The following is a 17,348-nucleotide window of genomic DNA, read 5'->3' as shown; positions in this document are numbered from 1 at the left end:
TTTCTCGATGGAACCGGAACTAGTCCTTTTCAGTTATCGCCCTACTGGTCCATGAAGTCGTTGAGCGTCGTGCGCAGGCGTGTGAGGTCGTCGCGCAGACGCAGCAGGAAGTCCGCCGTCTGCTGCGTCGCGCAGAAGATTTCGCCGGGCACGTCGCGCGCCTGACGCTTGAGCGCCTTGCCCGCGCCCGTCAGGCGAATGTAGACGAGGCGCTCATCGTCGGTGCCGCGCGCGCGCTCGACGAGTCCCTGCGCTTCGAGGCGCTTGAGCAGCGGCGTGACCGTCGCCGGATCGAGATTCAGGCGCGCGGCCATGTCCTTGACGGTGACGTCGTCGGTTTCCCACAGCACGAGCATCGCCAGATACTGTGGATACGTGAGTCCGAGCTTTTCGAGCAGCGGCTTGTACGCTTTCGTCATCGCGAGCGAGGTCGAGTAGAGCGCGAAGCACAGTTGCTCGTCGAGCGTGAAGGGGAGAGCGGGGCGCTGGGTCATGATTCATCTCGGCAAAAAGAGCGTGCAAATGGATTGCACGCAAACCATTGTGCCGCAAGTCGATTCAGGATGCCGAGCGTCGGGATCAGGTGTGTCGACAGAGACGTCGGGAAGGTGCGCGCGGAACACGCGGCGCGCGCGGGCGCCAGAACGGCTCCCGCGCGGGAACGACGGATCAGGCCGCCGGCGTGGTCGGCAGATCCGGCGTTTGCGGCGTCTGCACGCCGAAGCAGCCGCGATAGGTCGCGTAGAACGAGCAGTACAGCATGGTCGTGACGATCATCGTCGCGGGCATCAGGATCGCGAACGCGAAGTCGGCCGCGCCGAGCGCCTGCATCAGCACCGACAGCCCGATCGACACGACCGTTGCGACTGCGAACCACAGCGCCGCGAATACGACGAAAGCGCCGCGATTGCGCCAGCAACTGACGACGCTGAAGAACATGGCCTTGACGGGCGGCACGTCGTGCCAGGCGGCGAGGATGGGCGAGAACCAGAACAGCATCGCGACCGGTATGTAGAACGCGAGCGCGGTGATCACCGCGAGCGGGATATTGCTGTTGGCGATCGTGTTCTCGTCCATCGACGCGTTGCCGAGCATCACCTTCAGCAGCATGCCGCCGTCGGCGAGCGCCGAGCCGGCCAGCACGAGCGCCATGGCGATGACATACAGCACGCCGAGCACGAGCAGCCGCCGCGCGACCACCGGGCCGTACGAATGAAAGCCGTCGACAAGGATGGTCGGAAACACCGGTTTGCCCGCGATCGTGTTGCGGCATGCGGCCATGAAGCCGACCGCGACACCGGGAATGAACAATAGCGGCAACACGCCGCCGACCACCGGAATCTGCGACACGAGCGTCATCACCAGCAAATAGGTGAAGAACAGCGTCAGAAAGGCGAGCGGATTCTTGCGGAACAGCCAGATACCCTGGCGGAACCACACATAGCCGGTTTTCGCGGGGACTTCGATCAGTTGCATGAGGTATGGATGCCTGGATTCGCGACGCCGTGCAGGCGCTCGCGCAGAATGCGTTCGAAATGACCGGGGTCGTGCGGTTTCAGCAGTTCGGCCGCGCGCGGCAAATGAAAATCATACAGGCGCGAGACCCAGAAACGGTATGCGCCCGCACGCAGCATGTCGCCCCAGTGATGCTTTTCCTCGACGGTGAACGGCCGCACCGTCTGATACGCGCGCAACAGCGCCTCGGTGCGCTCGGCGTCGAGCTTGCCGGTCACGAGGTCGACGCACCAGTCGTTGACCGTCACCGCGACGTCGAACAGCCACTTGTCGCAGCCGGCGAAATAGAAATCGAAGAAACCACCGAGCCGCACTTCGTGACCGGTGTCGGGCGCCGCGTGAGCGAACATCGCGTTGTCGCGGAACAGGTCGGCGTGGCACGGGCCCGCGGGCATTGCCGCGTAATCGGCGGAGGCGAAGAACGCTTCCTGATGCGCAAGCTCGGACGCCAGCAGATCGCGCTGCTCGCCTTCCAGATACGGCAGGATCGTCGGCACGGTTTCGCGCCACCACGGCAGGCTGCGCAGGTTCGGCTGATAGCGCGGATAGTCGCGGCCCGCGAGGTGCAGGCGCGCGAGCATCTGGCCGACCTCGACGCAATGCTCGACGCCCGGCGAGAGTTCGGGTGCGCCTTCGAGCTTCGTCACGATGGTCGCGGGTTTGCCGAGCAGCATGCCGAACAGCGCGCCGTCGAGACGCGGCATCGGATCCGGTACCGGCACGCGATGCGCGGCAAGATGCCGCATCAGGTTCAGATAGAACGGCAGTTGTTCAGCTGTCAGCTTTTCGAAAATCGTCAGCACGTATTCGCCGCGCGTCGTCGTCAGAAAGAAGTTGCTGTTTTCAATGCCGGACGAGATGCCGCGAAACTCGACGACATCGCCGAGATCGTAGTGACTCATCCATTCTGCGAGTTGGGATTCGTTGACAGCGGTGAAGACGGCCATGCGGAAACGTCGGATCAGGTTGTTCGGGCTGGCGCGGTGCGGCCAGTGCGAGGTGAGACAAACGAATGTGGCGGAGCGGGCGACGAAAGCGGAACGGCGAAGTGCAAGCGTCGCCGCATTCAGCGCGGGTTCATCGCGCAGCGGCCGCGATCGGGTTGAGCGGCGGCGCGGTCGCGCCGCGGCCGCCGTTGCCGGCGTGCCGCTTTCGTAACGATCAATAGTGGAGATTCACCGATGGCAAGCGCGTACTGGGCTTGCCGCTGTCGTGGACGGTGGGCGACGTGTCGGGCGACGCGCTCATCTGGTAGCGGGTGCCGAAATTCGAATGCACGTCGATTTCGACCGGCTTGCCCTTGTCGCGGAATTCGGTGATTTCGGTGCCGTTCGGGCTGACTTCGTGAAAGCTCGGCGTGCGCGGAACGTTGATGTCGACCTTCGAGCTGACCTCTGCGGCCGGACGATTGATCTTGTCCAGGTCCGGCAGACCGGCCCGTTCATTGCCGGACTGGGGCACGCCGGCGGCCGGCGGTTCGTCGACGGGCTGGGCAGCCATCGCGGCGTTGCCGAAGGCCAGAGCCAGCGCAACAGCGATGGGAAGGAGCAGCTTCATGGTGATTCTCCGATTGGGTGCCCGGATTCTAGCAAATCCGGCCTGACGCACGGGCGCCAAGCCTTATTTTGCGCCGCTTTCGCGCAACCTGCGCGCGTTCTCGCGGGCGCTGTTGCAAGCGTCGCCGCCGACATTTGGCAACAGCGGGTTCCGTGGTAATGTCGTCTCATCAAAAAGGGTGGACGATGATGATCAACAACGATATCAATCAGCGCACGGTGCAGACTCCCGCCAACAGCTTCCCAACCGAAGGCTTCGACGACGCGGCCGAGGCCGTCACCCGCCTCGCCGCGATCTACGAGGCGAACACGTCGTTCCTGCGCGATGCGTTCGCGCGCTATCGCCGCAACGAGCAGTTCGACCATCGCGTGCGCGCCTGCTATCCGTTCGTGCGCGTGCGTACCGAGGTCAACACGCACGTCGATTCACGTCGCTCGTACGGTTTCGTCGCGGGGCCGGGCGTGTTCGAGACGACCGTCACGCGGCCAGACCTGTTCGGCAACTACTATCGCGAGCAACTGCGGCTGCTGGCGAAGAATCATCACGTGCAGATCGAGGTCGGTGTGTCGGACCAGCCGATTCCGATTCATTTCGCGTTCGCCGAGGGCATCCACCTCGAAGGCGATCTGGACCGCGAGCGCCTGTTCCTGATGCGCGACATCTTCGATATACCGGACCTCGCGCTGCTCGACGACCGCATCGTCAACGGCACGTACGAGCCGCTGCCGGGCGAGCCGCATCCGCTCGCGTTGTTCACGGCGGCGCGCGTCGATTTTTCACTGCATCGGCTGAAGCACTACACGGCGACCTCGCCGACGCATGTGCAGAACTACGTGCTGTACACCAACTACCAGTTCTATATCGACGAATTCGTCAAGCTCGGCCGGGGCATGATGGCACGTACCGACGACGAGGAATTGCGCGCCTATCGCAGCGAATACACGTCGTTCGTCGAGCCCGGCGACGTCATCACCTACAACGAGAATCTCGGCGAGCAGGCGCAGGAGGGCACGCTGCCGCCACGTCTGCCGCAGATGCCGGCCTATCACCTGAAACGCGCGGACGGCAGCGGCATCACGATGATCAACATTGGGGTCGGGCCGTCGAATGCGAAGACCATCACCGATCACATCGCGGTGCTGCGTCCGCATGCGTGGATCATGCTCGGCCACTGCGCGGGACTGCGCAACACGCAGCGTCTCGGCGACTACGTGCTCGCGCACGGCTATGTGCGCGAAGATCATGTGCTCGATGCCGATCTGCCGCTGTGGGTGCCGATTCCGGCGCTCGCCGAAGTGCAGGTCGCGCTCGAGCGCGCGGTCGCGCAGGTCACGCAGCTCGACGGCGTCGAGCTGAAGCGCGTGATGCGCACGGGCACGGTGGCGAGCGTCGACAATCGCAACTGGGAGCTGCGCGATCATCGCGAGCCGGTGCAGCGGCTGTCGCAAAGCCGTGCAATCGCGCTCGATATGGAAAGCGCGACGATCGCCGCGAACGGCTTCCGCTTCCGCGTGCCTTACGGCACGTTGCTGTGCGTGTCGGACAAGCCGCTGCACGGCGAGCTGAAGCTGCCGGGCATGGCCGATCAGTTCTATCGCGCGCAGGTCGATCAGCATCTGCAGATCGGCGTGAAGGCGATGGAACTGCTGCGGATGAATGGGCTGCATCGATTGCATAGCCGCAAGCTGCGCAGTTTCGCGGAAGTCGCGTTTCAGTAACTCAGGCCGAGGCACTGATAAACAGCCCGCTTACGCTGGATGTGCCGCTTTGAAGATGGCTCGCGAGCGACGTCGGCCCGAACTTCGCAATCGACGTGACGAGCATGCCGGCCCAGCGGGCCACATGCCAGCCGATCAGCGTGACGATCATCTGGTTCGGGCCGGGCGCGGCTTGAGCGAGCGCGAACAGCGCGCTGAACTCGCTGGCCGGCATCCAGTGATGCACGTCGACCACCTGCCGCTGCATCTCCGGAGGGATCGTATTGCCGCCGCCGAACGCGAGCAGCGACAGCTGACTAAAAATCGCCGCAAGGGAATCGAGCATGTCGTTCATCGCGCGCTCCTTGCAGCAAGATAAATGCTGAGCGGCGTGAGCACGAGCATCGTCGGCAGCAGCGGCAGTCGCAGCATCGACGAGTGCACGGCGCGCGAGCGGCAACGCGCCGCCGAATGAAATGAGACCGAGGCCGAGAAAGCCGCCGAAGATCTCACGCAACGTCGGCGCGAGCGCGGCTTCGGGTGAGGTGAGTTCGTTCAGATTGCGAGCTTCGAGTACCAGCTGAGCACGTTAGCGCCGGACGGCAAGCGTGCAAACGATTTGTTCGCCAATCCGGTTGACAGTCAGCGCGCCGCAAACTGGCCTGCAAAACGAAAGCGGGCAGCCCGAAGGCTGCCCGCCATGTGCGCGACGATAGGCATCGTGCTACGCGCAATGCGAGGCGCGCAGCCTCTTGCCATCACAGGTAGAACATCCGGTCTTCTTCCGACTTGACCGGATGAACTTCGCCTTCCTCGCGGTCTTCGTAGAACTTGAGCACCGCTTCGAGCACCTGGTCCGGATTGTCGATCACCTGCATCAGATCGATGTCGGTCGGATTGATCAAACCCATCGGAATCAGAGCGCTCTTGAACCACGCGAGCAGACCTTCCCAGAACTCGGCGCCGACCAGAATGATCGGCACATGGCGCGACTTCTTGGTCTGGATCAGCGTGAGCACTTCGGCCAGTTCGTCGAGCGTGCCGAAGCCGCCGGGCATCACGATCACCGCGTCCGAGTTCTTCACGAACGTGACCTTGCGCGTGAAGAAATGGCGAAAGCGCAGCGAGATGTCCTGCCACTGGTTGCCCGACTGCTCGTGCGGCAACTCGATGTTCAGACCGACCGAAGGCGCCTTGCCCGCATGCGCGCCCTTGTTGGCCGCTTCCATGATGCCGGGGCCGCCGCCGGAGATCACCGCGAAGCCAGCATCCGACAATTTGCGCGCGATCTGCGTGGCGAGTTTGTAGTACGGCGAGTTCGGTTTCAGGCGCGCCGAACCGTAGATGCTGACCGCCGGGCGAATCTCCGACAGGTACTCGGTCGCCTCGATAAACTCTGCCATAATCGTGAACATCTGCCACGATGCGCGGGCTTTCTTGGCCGTTGCGCGCTCTTGATCTGCGAGCGATCGCAGACTCGGAATCACTTTTCTCTTAGTCATAATGCCTGAAGAACGAAGCCTTGAAGGTAAGACCCTGCTGTTGGTCGACGGTTCGAGTTATCTGTACCGGGCCTACCATGCGATGCCTGATCTGCGCGGTCCCGAGGGTGGCCCGACGGGTGCGCTCTACGGGATGATCAACATGCTGCGGCGCATGCGCAAGGAAGTCACAGCAGAGTATAGCGCGTGCGTGTTCGACGCCAAGGGCAAAACGTTTCGCGACGACTGGTATCCGGAATACAAGGCGAACCGTCCGTCGATGCCGGAAGATCTTGCCCGTCAGATCGAGCCGATTCACGTCGCGGTGCGTGCGCTCGGCTGGCCGCTGCTGATGATCGATCGCGTCGAAGCGGATGACGTGATCGGCACGCTGTGCACCGAAGCGGAAAAGCTCGGCATGAACGTGGTCGTGTCGACCGGCGACAAGGACCTCGCGCAGCTCGTGTCGAACCGCGTGACGCTCGTCAATACGATGACCAACGAAACCCTCGACCGCGACGGCGTGGTCGCGAAGTTCGGTGTGCCGCCGGAGCGCATCATCGATTATCTGTCGCTGATCGGCGATACCGTCGACAACGTGCCGGGCGTCGAGAAGTGCGGTCCGAAAACCGCGGTCAAATGGCTGACGCAATATGAGTCGCTAGATGGCATCGTCGGGCATGCGAGCGAGATCAAGGGCGCGGTCGGCGAGAATCTGCGCCGCGCGCTGGACTTTTTGCCGATGGCGCGCAAGCTCGTCACAGTCGAGCGTCATTGCGATCTGACCGGGCACATCGTGTCGATCGAGGAGAGTCTGCCGAGCCTTCCCGAATCGCGCGAAGAGTTGCGCGAGGTGTTCACGCGCCACGGCTTCAAGACGTGGCTGCGCGAAGTCGAAATCGCCGATGCGGTCGAAGGTCCGGAAACCGACGTGCCCCCCGCGTTGTCCGTCGATCACGAGCGCCACTACGAGACCGTGCAAACATGGGAGCAGCTCGACGCGTGGCTCGACAGGATCAATGCGGCCGAGCTGACCTCGTTCGATACCGAGACCACGTCGCTCGATCCGATGATCGCGCAGATCGTCGGCTTGTCGCTGTCGGTCGAAGCGGGCCGCGCCGCGTATGTGCCGCTCGCGCATCGCGGCCCCGACGCGCCGGTGCAGCTGCCGCGAGACGAAGTGCTCGCGAAGCTCAAGCCGTGGCTCGAAAGCGCAGGCCACAAGAAGGTCGGCCAGCATCTGAAGTACGACGAACAGGTGCTCGCGAATTACGGCATCGAAATGCGCGGCGTCGAGCATGACACGCTGCTCGAGTCGTACGTGCTCGAATCGCATCGCACGCACGACATGGACAGCCTCGCGCTGCGTCATCTCGGCGTGAAGACGATCAAGTACGAAGAGGTCGCGGGCAAGGGCGCGCAGCAGATCGGCTTCGACGAAGTCGCGCTCGACAAAGCCGCCGAATATGCGGCCGAAGACGCAGACATCACGCTGCGTTTGCATCAGGCCTTGTATCCGCAGATCGCCGCGGAGAAGTCGCTCGACCACGTGTATCGCGAGATCGAAGTGCCGACTTCGCGCGTACTGCGCAAGATGGAGCGGACCGGCGTGCTGATCGACGCGGAGAAGCTGCGTCAGCAGAGCAGTGAGATCGCCACGCGTCTGATCGAACTCGAAGGCAAGGCGTACGAACTGGCCGGCGGCGAATTCAACCTCGGCTCGCCAAAGCAGATCGGTCAGATTTTCTTCGAGAAGCTCGAACTGCCGGTCATCAAGAAGACGCCGAGCGGTGCGCCTTCCACCGACGAAGAGGTGTTGCAGAAGCTCGCCGAAGACTATCCGCTGCCGAAGATTCTGCTCGAACATCGCGGCCTGTCGAAACTGAAGTCGACCTATACCGACAAGCTGCCGCGCATGGTCAATCCGCACACCGGCCGCGTGCATACGAACTACGCGCAGGCCGTCGCGGTGACGGGGCGGCTCGCATCGAACGATCCAAACCTGCAGAACATTCCGGTGCGTACCGGCGAAGGTCGGCGCATCCGCGAGGCGTTCATCGCGCCGCCCGGGCACAAGCTCGTCTCCGCCGATTATTCGCAGATCGAATTGCGCATCATGGCCCACATCTCGGGCGACGAATCGTTGTTGCGCGCGTTTTCGCGGGGCGAGGACATTCACCGCGCCACCGCGTCGGAAATCTTCAGCGTGACGCCGCTCGAAGTGTCGAGCGATCAGCGGCGCGTCGCGAAGGTCATCAACTTTGGGCTCATCTACGGCATGAGCGCGTTCGGACTCGCGTCGAACCTCGGCATCACGCGCGATGCGGCGAAGATTTATATCGACCGCTACTTCGCGCGCTATCCCGGCGTCGCGCGCTATATGGACGAGACGCGTTTGAGCGCGAAGGCGAAGGGCTACGTCGAAACGGTGTTCGGCCGTCGTCTGTGGCTGCCCGAGATCAACGGCGGCAACGGTCCGCGCCGCCAGGCCGCGGAGCGGGCCGCGATCAACGCGCCGATGCAGGGCACCGCCGCCGACCTGATCAAGCTTTCGATGATCGCCGTGCAGAACTGGATCGAAGACTCGAAGATCGGCACGCGGATGATCATGCAGGTGCATGACGAACTGATTCTCGAAGTGCCCGACGCTGAGTTGTCCGAAGTCCGCATGCGCCTGCCAGAACTGATGTGCGGCGTCGCCGCGCTGAAGGTGCCGCTCGTCGCCGAGGTCGGTGCGGGGCTGAACTGGGAGGAAGCGCATTGACATGCCCGTGACATGCGCACGATAACGTCGTGCGCATGTGACACATGGGTTTTGGCGACTTGTGACTTCTTAGGCGGGTCGAGGACAATCGGTTCAGGACGGCGCATTCATGCGCAGGGTCGCGACAGATAATTCATCGGCTACACGGAGAAGTGCAATGCATCGATTTATCGTCGTTGGCGGAGGTGCGGGAGGATTGGAACTGGCGACGCGTCTTGGCGATCGCTATGGGGCCGACAAGAAGGGGCGCAGCGCGCAGGCCCAGGTCACGCTGGTCGACCGCTATCCGACGCATATCTGGAAGCCGCTGCTGCACGAGGTGGCGGCGGGCAGCATGGACCCGTTCACGCAGGAACTCCCGTACGCGGCGCAGGCGCGCTGGCATGGCTTCGCATTCCAGCAAGGCGACCTGAGCGCACTCGACCGCACGAACCGACGCATTACGCTCGGCACCGTGCTGGACGACGACGGCGCTGAACTGCTGCCCGAACGCGAGCTCGAGTACGACACGCTGATCATCGCGATCGGCAGTACCACGGCCTTCTTCGGCGTCAAGGGAGCGGCCGAATTCTCCATAGCACTGGATACGGTCAGCGAGGCAGAGCGTTTCCGCAAGCGCCTGATCGCCGCATGCGTGCGCGCCGAGCATCAGGCGCACGAACCCGTCGAGTCGAGACCGGGACCCGGCACGTGGACGTCCAGCGAGCCGCGCATTCAGGTGGCGATCGTCGGCGGCGGCGCGACGGGGGTCGAGTTGTCGGCGGAGTTGCGCAATACCGCGCAGGTGTTGTCCGCGTATGGCTTGCACAAGCTCGATCCGCGGCATGACGTCGGCATCGTGCTGATCGAGGCGGGGCCGCGCATTCTGCCCGCGTTGCAGGAGCGCGTTTCCACGGCCACCGCCGAATTGCTGACCAAGCTCGGCGTGAAGCTGATGATCGGCGAGACGGTGGCCGAGGTCGCGCCTGGCTACATCCGCACCGCGAGCGGTCACACCGTGCGGGCCGATCTGACCGTGTGGGCGGCGGGCATCAAGGCGCCGGCGGTGCTCGGTCAGCTCGACGGCTTGCCGGTCAACCGGCTCGGCCAGCTGGTCGTGCGCCGTACGCTGCAAACCGGGATCGACGACAACATCTTCGCGCTCGGCGACTGCGCGGCGTGCGAGTGGCCGGGCAACGAGCGCAACGTGCCGCCGCGCGCGCAGGCCGCGCATCAGCAGGCGAGCTTTCTGATGAAAGGACTGGCGGCGCGCCTCGACAACAGGCCACAACCGGAATTCACTTATCGCGACTTCGGCTCGCTGGTCTCGCTCGGCCACTTCAGCGCGGTCGGCAATCTGATGGGCGGGGTGATTGGCGGCAATATGCTGATCGAAGGGCTGTTCGCGCGCTTCATGTACATGTCGCTGTACCGGCTGCATATCGCGGCGCTGCACGGCTATCCGCGCATGGTGCTCGACACCTTCGCGCATTGGTTGCGCCGTACCACGCTGCCGCGCGTCAAGCTGCACTGACGCGCGCGCACGATCTCCTCAGTTGAATGTGCAACGGGATGCGCGCAAGGCGTATCCTGTTGCCTCTAACAATTCTTCGAGGAGCGCCACATGCTGAAGCCTGAGGTCGACTGCCTGGTCCCGCACGTTCCCTTCGATCGGCGCACCTTCATCAAGGCGGCGCTGGGCACCGGTTTCGCGGCGGCGGTGCTGCCAGTCTCGGCGCAAACCATTCATACCGACAGCGACGGCCTCGAAGCAGGGGAGGTGGCGTTTCATTCGCTCGGTACGCTGATACCGGCCTACCGCGCGCAGCCGAAGGGCAAGACGCATCTGCCGGTGATCCTCGTCGTGCATGAGGCTTTCGGCGTGCACGAGCATATCGCGGACGTCTGCCGGCGCTTCGCGAAGCTGGGCTATCTGGCAATCGCGCCGAACCTGTTCGAGCGCGAGGGCGATCCGACCGTCTACACGAGCATCCAGCAACTGAGCGAGCAACTGCTCAGCAAGGTACCCGACGAGCAGGTGCTGGCCGACCTCGACGCAGCCGCCGCGTGGGCCGGCGAAAACGGCGGCGACCTGAACCGGCTCGGCGTGAACGGCTTCTGCTGGGGTGGGCGCATCTCGTGGCTCTATGCCGAACACAATCCGCGCGTGAAGGCAGGGGTCGCCTGGTACGGTCGCGTGACCGGCGCGAAGAATGCGATGACGCCGGCCAATCCGATCGATCTCGTCGCTGACCTTCATGCGCCGGTGCTCGGCCTGTACGGGCGCCAGGATCAAAGCAATCCGCAGGACACGCTCGAGCAGATGAAGCAGGCGATCGCGCAAGGGCCGCAAGCAGGACGCGGCTCACAGTTCGTCGTTTATGACGACGCGGGTCACGCGTTTTTCGCCGATTACCGTCCGAGCTACAGGAAGGCCGATGCCGAGGATGGCTGGCGTCGTACGCTCGTGTGGTTCAAGCAGCACGGCGTGGCTTGAAGCGCTGTTCGAATTCCTCGCGTCTGGTTACGACTTGCGGCGGCTCGCGCTCAAGGTTTCGCCCCCGTCGCCACCGGCCGTTTCGGATCGGAACTCCATTCGCTCCAGGAGCCCGCGTACAACGCTGAACCATGCAGGCCGGCAACCTCCATCGCAAGCGAATTGATGCAGGCGGTCACGCCCGAGCCGCATTGCAGCACCACGTGTTCGGGCGGCGTGTCGCCGAGCAGCGCGTGGAATTCCTCACGCAGTGTGTGCGCCGGCTTGAAGCGGCCGTCGGGGGTCAGGTTGTCCTTGAAGAAGCGGTTCAGCGCGCCCGGGATATGGCCACCGACGCGGTCGAGTGTCTCGTTTTCGCCGCGATAGCGATCGGCCGCGCGCGCATCGACGACGATTCGCTCCTTCGAACCGAGGTTGCGCTCGACCGCCTGGGTATCGATGGTCACGGCGAGCGGCGCGGCCGCCTTGAAGTCGCCGGTGTTCTGCGCGGGCACGTCCTGCGTCAGCGGTTGGCCAGCCGCTTCCCATGCCTGCAGTCCGCCGTCGAGCAGCGCGACCGCGTCGTGACCGAGCCAGCGCAACAGCCACCAGACGCGCGCCGCGTACATGCCGCCTTGTGCGTCATATGCGACGACCTGTTGACCTTGCTTCAGTCCCCGCGACTCCAGCGTTTCGACGAGCCGCGCGCGATCGGGCAGCGGATGCCGGCCGTTCGAGCCGTTCTTCGGCCCGGACAGATCGCGATCGAGATGCAGATAGTGCGCGCCCGGCAGATGGCCGGCCAGCCAGGCTTTCTCGCCCGCGTCGGTATCGGCGAGGTCGAACCGGCAGTCGATCACGAACACGCTGCCCGGCGCGGCCGTGAGCCGCTCGGCAAGATTGGTCGCGGAGATCAGGGTGGTGTAATGAGTGTGGGGCATGAGCGTCTCCTCGATACGGGCGATGGCGGCTGCGGGCCGCGTCGTTCACGCGGCTGGCGCATGGCCGGTCTATATCGGTAGTCTAAACAAAAAAAGACGGGTCGAAGCCCGTCTTTCCTTGAGTCGATCGATGCGCCACGCGGCGCGGATCAGATCGTGCCGAGTTCGCGCCGCAGAAACTCGTGGAAGTGCTGCATACCGTCTTCCATCGGGCTCTGATACGGTCCGACCTGTGATTCGCCGCGCTCCATCAACGCGAGGCGGCCGGCGTCCATGCGCTCGGCGATCTCGTCGTCTTCGCGGGCTGTCTCCATATAGGCGGCGCGCTCGGCTTCGACGAAGTCGCGCTCGAACAGCGCGATTTCCTCGGGGTAATAGAACTCCACAACGTTGGTGGTCTTCTGCGGACCGCGCGGAATCAGCCACGACACGACCAGCACGTGCGGATACCACTCGATCATGATGCCCGGGTAGTACACCATCCAGATCGCGCCGAACTCGGGCGGATTGCCGTCGCGAAAGCGCAGCACTTCGTCGTGCCACTTGCGATACGTCGGGCTGCCCGGTTGCTCGAGCGCCTTGTGCACGCCGACCGTCTGCACGCTGTACCAGTCGCCGAACTCCCACGTCAGATCGTCGCAATTGACGAAGCTGCCGAGGCCCGGATGGAACGGTGCGACGTGATAGTCCTCCAGATAGACCTCGATGAAGGTCTTCCAGTTGTAGTTGCACTCATGGACTTCGACGTGATCGAACATGAAGCCCGAGAAATCGAAATGGCGCTTGGTGCCGAGGCGTGCGAGATCTTTCGCGACGTCCCGACCTTGGGCCTCGAACAGGAGACCCTGCCAGTTCCGCAGTGGCGTGGCGCCGAGATTCAGGCACGGGTTGTCGGCGAAATGGGGCGCGCCGAGCAGCTCGCCCTTCAGGTCGTACGTCCAGCGATGCAGCGGACAGACGATGTTCTGCGTCTGGCCGCGGCCGTTGAGCATGATGGCTTGCCGGTGGCGGCACACGTTCGACAGCAACTCGACTTGCGACTGCTGGTTACGGACGAGTACCCGCCCCTCGCGTTCGCTGGGCAAGGCAAAATAATCCCCCGCTTCGGGCACCATGAGATCGTGGCCGATGTAGCGAGGACCTTTCTTGAAAAGGGTGTCGATTTCGCGCGTAAGAAGCGCTTCGTCAAAGTAAGCCGTGACTGGCAGCTGGCTATGAACAGACCGCAACTGCAATGCATTGCTCAGATTGGACATTCCCACTCCCGATGAAGACGTGAAAGCAGTGAACAACCCAACCATCGAAGATTCGATTTAGGGAGCCCGCAATTATACCCGTTTCCCTGTGACAGGGGCACTTAAGTCCCTGATTTGGGTTAAAAATGTCAAGAAAGTTCGGCATTTTCGCCGCAGACCTCGAGCTTTTTTTCTGCGAGACTTCAGGGTCGAAGCGGGGCAAGGGTGGGCATCGGACAGGCTCGAAGCGAGACAGCACGGCGGGGCGCAGGCCGGCGGGCGGATCGAAAATGTCGCTTTTGCCGTAGAATGTCCGACTTGTTTTAATTTTGCGACTATTCATGGCGAAGACCGCATCGAACGATTCCGCCGCCGCACCAGCCGAAAGCGGCGATAGCGCGCCGCTGCCGGAGAACTACGAGGCCGCGCGGACCGAACTGGAAGAGCTCGTCGCGCGCATGGAAGGCGGCAGTCTGAGCCTCGAGGAATCGCTGGCCGCTTACCGTCGCGGGGCGGCACTTGTCGCATTCTGTCAACAGCAGCTCGAAAAGGTCGAGCAGCAGGTGCGGGTCCTCGATGGCGAGACCCTCAAGCCGCTGCCCATGAATACCGCAGGAACAGCCGCGACTGAGAGCGGGGACGACCTATGACATTCGAACAATGGACGCGCTCGGTGCTCGAACGCGTCGAAACGGCTCTGGAACACTATCTGCCGGCCGAGACGACCGAACCCGCCAGGTTGCACGAGGCGATGCGCTATGCGGTGCTCGGCGGCGGCAAGCGGGTGCGGCCGCTCCTGTGCCACGCGGCCGGCGAGCTGACCGGCGCGCGTGCCGAATGCCTCGATGCGGCGGCGGCGGCGCTGGAAATGATTCACGTGTACTCGCTCGTGCACGACGACATGCCCTGCATGGACGACGACGAACTGCGCCGCGGCAAGCCGACGGTCCACGTCAAGTATGACGAAGCGACCGCGCTGCTGGTCGGCGACGCGCTGCAGTCGCAAGCATTCATCGTGCTCACGTCCGACGTACTCGGCCGGCCGCAGCAGGCCTCGCTCGTACGCGAACTCGCGCTCGCAAGCGGCTCGATCGGCATGTGCGGCGGCCAGGCCATCGATCTGGCGAGCGTCGGCCACACGCTGACCCGCCCGCAGCTCGAGACCATGCATCGCATGAAGACCGGCGCGCTGCTGCGCGCGGCCGTGCGCATGGGCGCATTGGCCGGCGAGACGCCGGACGCGCAGGGTCTGGCGTCGCTCGACGCCTACGCCGCCGCGGTCGGTCTTGCGTTTCAGGTCGTCGACGACATTCTCGACGTCACGACCGACTCCGCAACGCTCGGCAAGACCGCCGGCAAGGACGCGAAGGACGGCAAGCCGACCTACGTGTCGATTATTGGGCTCGACGCGTCGCGCGCGCTCGCGGCGCAACTGCGCAGCGACGCGCACGCCGCGCTCGCGCCGTTCGGCGCGCGCGCGCAGCGTCTTGCCGAACTGGCCGACCTGGTGGTGAACCGGGTCAGCTGAACGCGAAAGCCCGCCGCCGCGCACCCTCCATCCCCGGGGTGCATGTATGAAGTGCGGGCGCGTAAGTTTTCCTACAATGGAACGACGATGTACGACTTGCTGAAAACCATCGACGACCCGGCAGCCCTGCGCCGCCTCGATCGCCGCCAATTGCACCCGCTTGCCGACGAGTTGCGTGCCTTCGTGCTCGACAGCGTATCGCAGACGGGCGGCCATCTCTCGTCCAACCTCGGCACGGTCGAGTTGACCATCGCGCTGCACTATGTCTTCGATACGCCGCACGACCGGATCGTCTGGGACGTCGGCCATCAGACCTATCCGCACAAGATCCTGACCGGTCGTCGCGACCAGATGCACACGCTGCGTCAGTTGGGCGGCATCTCGGGCTTCCCGAAGCGCGACGAATCGGAATACGACACCTTCGGCACTGCGCACTCGAGCACGTCGATTTCGGCCGCGCTCGGCATGGCGATCGCGAGCAAGCTGCAAGGCGACAACCGCATGGGCATCGCCGTGATCGGCGACGGCGCGATGACGGCCGGCATGGCCTTCGAGGCAATGAACAACGCGGGCGTCGAAGACGACGTGCCGCTGCTCGTGATCCTCAACGACAACGACATGTCGATCTCGCCGCCGGTCGGCGCGCTGAATCGCCATCTTGCGCGTCTGATGTCTGGGCGCTTCTATGCGGCCGCGCGCGCGGGCGTCGAGCGCGTGCTGCGCGTCGCGCCGCCGGTGCTCGATCTCGCGCGCAAGCTCGAGGAGCACGCGAAGGGCATGATCGTGCCGGCGACGCTGTTCGAAGAGTTCGGCTTCAACTACATCGGACCGATTGACGGTCACGATCTCGATTCGCTGATTCCGACGCTGCAAAACATCAAGGAACTGCGCGGGCCGCAATTCCTGCACGTGGTCACGAAGAAAGGCCAGGGCTACAAGCTGGCCGAGGCTGATCCGGTGCTGTACCACGGCCCCGGCAAGTTCAATCCGGCCGAGGGTATCAAACCGGCCGCGACGCCGTCGAAAAAGACCTACACGCAGGTGTTCGGCGAGTGGCTGTGCGACGCGGCAGAGCTCGACTCGCGCGTGATCGGCATTACGCCGGCAATGCGTGAAGGCTCGGGCATGGTCGAGTTCGAAAAGCGCTTCCCGGATCGTTACTTCGACGTCGGCATCGCCGAGCAGCACGCGGTGACGTTCGCGGGCGGCCTTGCCGCGGACGGCATGAAGCCTGTCGTCGCGATCTATTCGACCTTTCTGCAACGCGCGTATGACCAGCTGATTCACGACGTCGCGCTGCAAAACCTGCCGGTGGTGTTCGCAATCGATCGTGCGGGTCTCGTTGGTGCGGACGGCGCGACGCATGCGGGCGCGTACGACCTCGCGTTCATGCGTTGTATTCCGAACATGACCGTGATGGCGCCGTCTGACGAAAACGAGTGCCGCCAGATGCTGTACACCGCGTTGCAGCAGTCGCATCCGACCGCTGTGCGCTACCCGCGCGGCGCGGGTACCGGGGTCGCAACGGTCAAGCAGATGGCCGCGTTGCCGCTCGGCAAGGGCGAAGTGCGTCGCGAGACGTCAGCGCCGGCCGGCAAGCGCATCGCGATTCTCGCGTTCGGCACGATGGTCACGCCGTCGCTCGCGGCCGCCGAGCAACTCGACGCCACCGTCGCGAACATGCGCTTCGTGAAGCCGCTCGACACCGAACTCGTGCGCAAGCTGGCCGAGACGCACGACGCGATCGTCACCGTCGAGGAAGGCTCCATCATGGGTGGCGCGGGTTCGGCGTGCGTCGAAGCCCTGCTCGCAAGTGGGGTTATGCGCCCCGTACTACAATTGGGCCTCCCCGATCGGTTCATCGATCACGGGGACCCGGCCAAGCTGCTCGCCGCGTGCGGTCTCGACGCCGCGGGTATCGCCCGGTCGATCCGCGAACGCTTCCTTGCGAGCGGCGCGGTCGGTGGTCAGTCGTCCGTGAAGCGCGTCGCGTAAAGCGCTGTCGGCTGTCGTGCCGTCGTAGGTGCGACTCATGCCGCCGTCATGCGACGGCGGCTTCGGCAATCTCCAGTTTGAACCGACGGGTGTTGTGGGCCGTCACCCAACGCCGGCGCGAGCCGGCGTTCGCCGTTGCGCGCACTGATCCGCATGGCCGATGGGTGCCTCGCACTCGCT

At 64.0% G+C, this 17,348-nt stretch carries 14 protein-coding genes and 2 pseudogenes; 7 read left to right on the top strand and 9 right to left on the bottom strand.

Features of this window, described 5'->3' with window-relative positions:
• Window positions 1-41: 41 nt before the first annotated feature.
• From OKW26_RS03015 to OKW26_RS03000, 4 genes are all read right to left on the bottom strand, one after another.
• Window positions 42-494 (bottom strand): MarR family winged helix-turn-helix transcriptional regulator, encoded by a 453-nt coding sequence (locus OKW26_RS03015; RefSeq protein WP_090808388.1) that lies wholly within the window; start codon window positions 492-494, stop codon window positions 42-44.
• A gap of 175 nt (window positions 495-669) precedes the next feature.
• The gene (locus OKW26_RS03010; RefSeq protein ID WP_090808390.1) at window positions 670-1,476 is read right to left on the bottom strand and encodes a BPSS1780 family membrane protein; all 807 of its coding nucleotides are present in this window, start codon (window positions 1,474-1,476) and stop codon (window positions 670-672) included.
• Entirely contained in the window at window positions 1,467-2,462 is a 996-nt protein-coding gene (locus tag OKW26_RS03005) for a homoserine kinase (protein ID WP_429352639.1), read from the bottom strand. The genes OKW26_RS03010 and OKW26_RS03005 overlap by 10 nt, the downstream gene beginning before the upstream one ends.
• Before the next feature lie 214 nt (window positions 2,463-2,676).
• Window positions 2,677-3,072, bottom strand: coding sequence for a hypothetical protein (locus OKW26_RS03000; RefSeq protein WP_090808396.1), 396 nt, complete (start codon window positions 3,070-3,072; stop codon window positions 2,677-2,679).
• A gap of 191 nt (window positions 3,073-3,263) precedes the next feature.
• On the opposite strand from OKW26_RS03000, the gene OKW26_RS02995 reads away from it, so the two are divergent.
• Entirely contained in the window at window positions 3,264-4,790 is a 1,527-nt protein-coding gene (locus OKW26_RS02995) for an AMP nucleosidase (protein ID WP_409259241.1), read from the top strand.
• A 52-nt stretch (window positions 4,791-4,842) separates the two neighbouring features.
• Here OKW26_RS02995 and OKW26_RS02990 read toward each other — a convergent pair.
• The 3 genes and pseudogenes from OKW26_RS02990 to OKW26_RS02980 all read right to left on the bottom strand — a co-directional run.
• Window positions 4,843-5,124, bottom strand: a pseudogene (locus OKW26_RS02990) (chromate transporter); the annotation flags it as partial.
• Window positions 5,125-5,172: 48 nt separating this feature from the next.
• Window positions 5,173-5,328 (bottom strand): annotated as a pseudogene (locus OKW26_RS02985) (chromate transporter); the annotation flags it as partial.
• A 199-nt stretch (window positions 5,329-5,527) separates the two neighbouring features.
• Window positions 5,528-6,271: a TIGR00730 family Rossman fold protein gene (locus OKW26_RS02980; protein ID WP_035471771.1), complete on the bottom strand. Its 744-nt coding sequence runs from the start codon at window positions 6,269-6,271 to the stop codon at window positions 5,528-5,530.
• Window position 6,272: 1 nt separating this feature from the next.
• Between OKW26_RS02980 and polA the strand changes: the two genes are divergently transcribed.
• The 3 genes from polA to OKW26_RS02965 all read left to right on the top strand — a co-directional run bounded on the left by polA (window position 6,273) and on the right by OKW26_RS02965 (window position 11,490).
• Window positions 6,273-9,014 carry a DNA polymerase I gene (polA, locus tag OKW26_RS02975; RefSeq protein ID WP_184057469.1) on the top strand — a complete coding sequence of 914 codons (2,742 nt, stop codon included), beginning with the start codon at window positions 6,273-6,275 and terminating at the stop codon, window positions 9,012-9,014.
• Between the two features lie 157 nt (window positions 9,015-9,171).
• On the top strand, window positions 9,172-10,527 hold the full coding sequence (locus OKW26_RS02970) for an NAD(P)/FAD-dependent oxidoreductase (RefSeq protein ID WP_429352638.1): 1,356 nt from the start codon (window positions 9,172-9,174) through the stop codon (window positions 10,525-10,527).
• A gap of 90 nt (window positions 10,528-10,617) precedes the next feature.
• A complete protein-coding gene (locus OKW26_RS02965) occupies window positions 10,618-11,490 on the top strand; it encodes a dienelactone hydrolase family protein (protein ID WP_429352637.1) in 873 nt (290 codons plus the stop codon).
• A gap of 50 nt (window positions 11,491-11,540) precedes the next feature.
• Here the strand turns inward: OKW26_RS02965 and OKW26_RS02960 are convergent, their stop codons facing one another.
• Together OKW26_RS02960 and OKW26_RS02955 are read right to left on the bottom strand one after the other, a co-directional pair.
• The gene (locus tag OKW26_RS02960; RefSeq protein WP_090808405.1) at window positions 11,541-12,410 is read right to left on the bottom strand and encodes a sulfurtransferase; all 870 of its coding nucleotides are present in this window, start codon (window positions 12,408-12,410) and stop codon (window positions 11,541-11,543) included.
• Between the two features lie 149 nt (window positions 12,411-12,559).
• Entirely contained in the window at window positions 12,560-13,666 is a 1,107-nt protein-coding gene (locus tag OKW26_RS02955; RefSeq protein WP_429352636.1) for an aromatic ring-hydroxylating oxygenase subunit alpha, read from the bottom strand.
• A gap of 320 nt (window positions 13,667-13,986) precedes the next feature.
• On the opposite strand from OKW26_RS02955, the gene OKW26_RS02950 reads away from it, so the two are divergent.
• The 3 genes from OKW26_RS02950 (at window position 13,987) to dxs (ending at window position 17,168) form a co-directional block, all read left to right on the top strand.
• Window positions 13,987-14,295, top strand: a complete 309-nt coding sequence (locus OKW26_RS02950) for an exodeoxyribonuclease VII small subunit (protein WP_429352635.1) — start codon at window positions 13,987-13,989, stop codon at window positions 14,293-14,295.
• Window positions 14,292-15,173 (top strand): polyprenyl synthetase family protein, encoded by an 882-nt coding sequence (locus tag OKW26_RS02945; RefSeq protein WP_184057461.1) that lies wholly within the window; start codon window positions 14,292-14,294, stop codon window positions 15,171-15,173. Before OKW26_RS02950 ends, OKW26_RS02945 begins: the two co-directional genes overlap by 4 nt.
• Window positions 15,174-15,260: 87 nt before the next feature.
• Window positions 15,261-17,168 (top strand): 1-deoxy-D-xylulose-5-phosphate synthase, encoded by a 1,908-nt coding sequence (dxs, locus tag OKW26_RS02940; RefSeq protein ID WP_429352634.1) that lies wholly within the window; start codon window positions 15,261-15,263, stop codon window positions 17,166-17,168.
• The last annotated feature ends 180 nt before the right edge of the window (window positions 17,169-17,348 follow it).

The sequence above is a fragment of the Paraburkholderia sp. 32 genome (assembly GCF_050435345.1).
GTDB classification, from domain to species: domain Bacteria; phylum Pseudomonadota; class Gammaproteobacteria; order Burkholderiales; family Burkholderiaceae; genus Paraburkholderia; species Paraburkholderia tuberum.
This window is presented reverse-complemented; position numbering and strand designations above follow the sequence as displayed.

What these genes read in the sequence shown, in the direction of transcription:
- OKW26_RS03015 (WP_090808388.1), bottom strand. Translation starts at nt 494, where the DNA reads ATGACCCAGCGCCCCGCTCTCCCCTTCACGCTCGACGAGCAACTGTGC.
- OKW26_RS03010 (WP_090808390.1), bottom strand. Translation starts at nt 1,476, where the DNA reads ATGCAACTGATCGAAGTCCCCGCGAAAACCGGCTATGTGTGGTTCCGC.
- OKW26_RS03005 (WP_429352639.1), bottom strand. Translation starts at nt 2,462, where the DNA reads ATGGCCGTCTTCACCGCTGTCAACGAATCCCAACTCGCAGAATGGATG.
- OKW26_RS03000 (WP_090808396.1), bottom strand. Translation starts at nt 3,072, where the DNA reads ATGAAGCTGCTCCTTCCCATCGCTGTTGCGCTGGCTCTGGCCTTCGGC.
- OKW26_RS02980 (WP_035471771.1), bottom strand. Translation starts at nt 6,271, where the DNA reads ATGACTAAGAGAAAAGTGATTCCGAGTCTGCGATCGCTCGCAGATCAA.
- polA (WP_184057469.1), top strand. Translation starts at nt 6,273, where the DNA reads ATGCCTGAAGAACGAAGCCTTGAAGGTAAGACCCTGCTGTTGGTCGAC.
- OKW26_RS02970 (WP_429352638.1), top strand. Translation starts at nt 9,172, where the DNA reads ATGCATCGATTTATCGTCGTTGGCGGAGGTGCGGGAGGATTGGAACTG.
- OKW26_RS02965 (WP_429352637.1), top strand. Translation starts at nt 10,618, where the DNA reads ATGCTGAAGCCTGAGGTCGACTGCCTGGTCCCGCACGTTCCCTTCGAT.
- OKW26_RS02960 (WP_090808405.1), bottom strand. Translation starts at nt 12,410, where the DNA reads ATGCCCCACACTCATTACACCACCCTGATCTCCGCGACCAATCTTGCC.
- OKW26_RS02955 (WP_429352636.1), bottom strand. Translation starts at nt 13,666, where the DNA reads ATGTCCAATCTGAGCAATGCATTGCAGTTGCGGTCTGTTCATAGCCAG.
- OKW26_RS02950 (WP_429352635.1), top strand. Translation starts at nt 13,987, where the DNA reads ATGGCGAAGACCGCATCGAACGATTCCGCCGCCGCACCAGCCGAAAGC.
- OKW26_RS02945 (WP_184057461.1), top strand. Translation starts at nt 14,292, where the DNA reads ATGACATTCGAACAATGGACGCGCTCGGTGCTCGAACGCGTCGAAACG.
- dxs (WP_429352634.1), top strand. Translation starts at nt 15,261, where the DNA reads ATGTACGACTTGCTGAAAACCATCGACGACCCGGCAGCCCTGCGCCGC.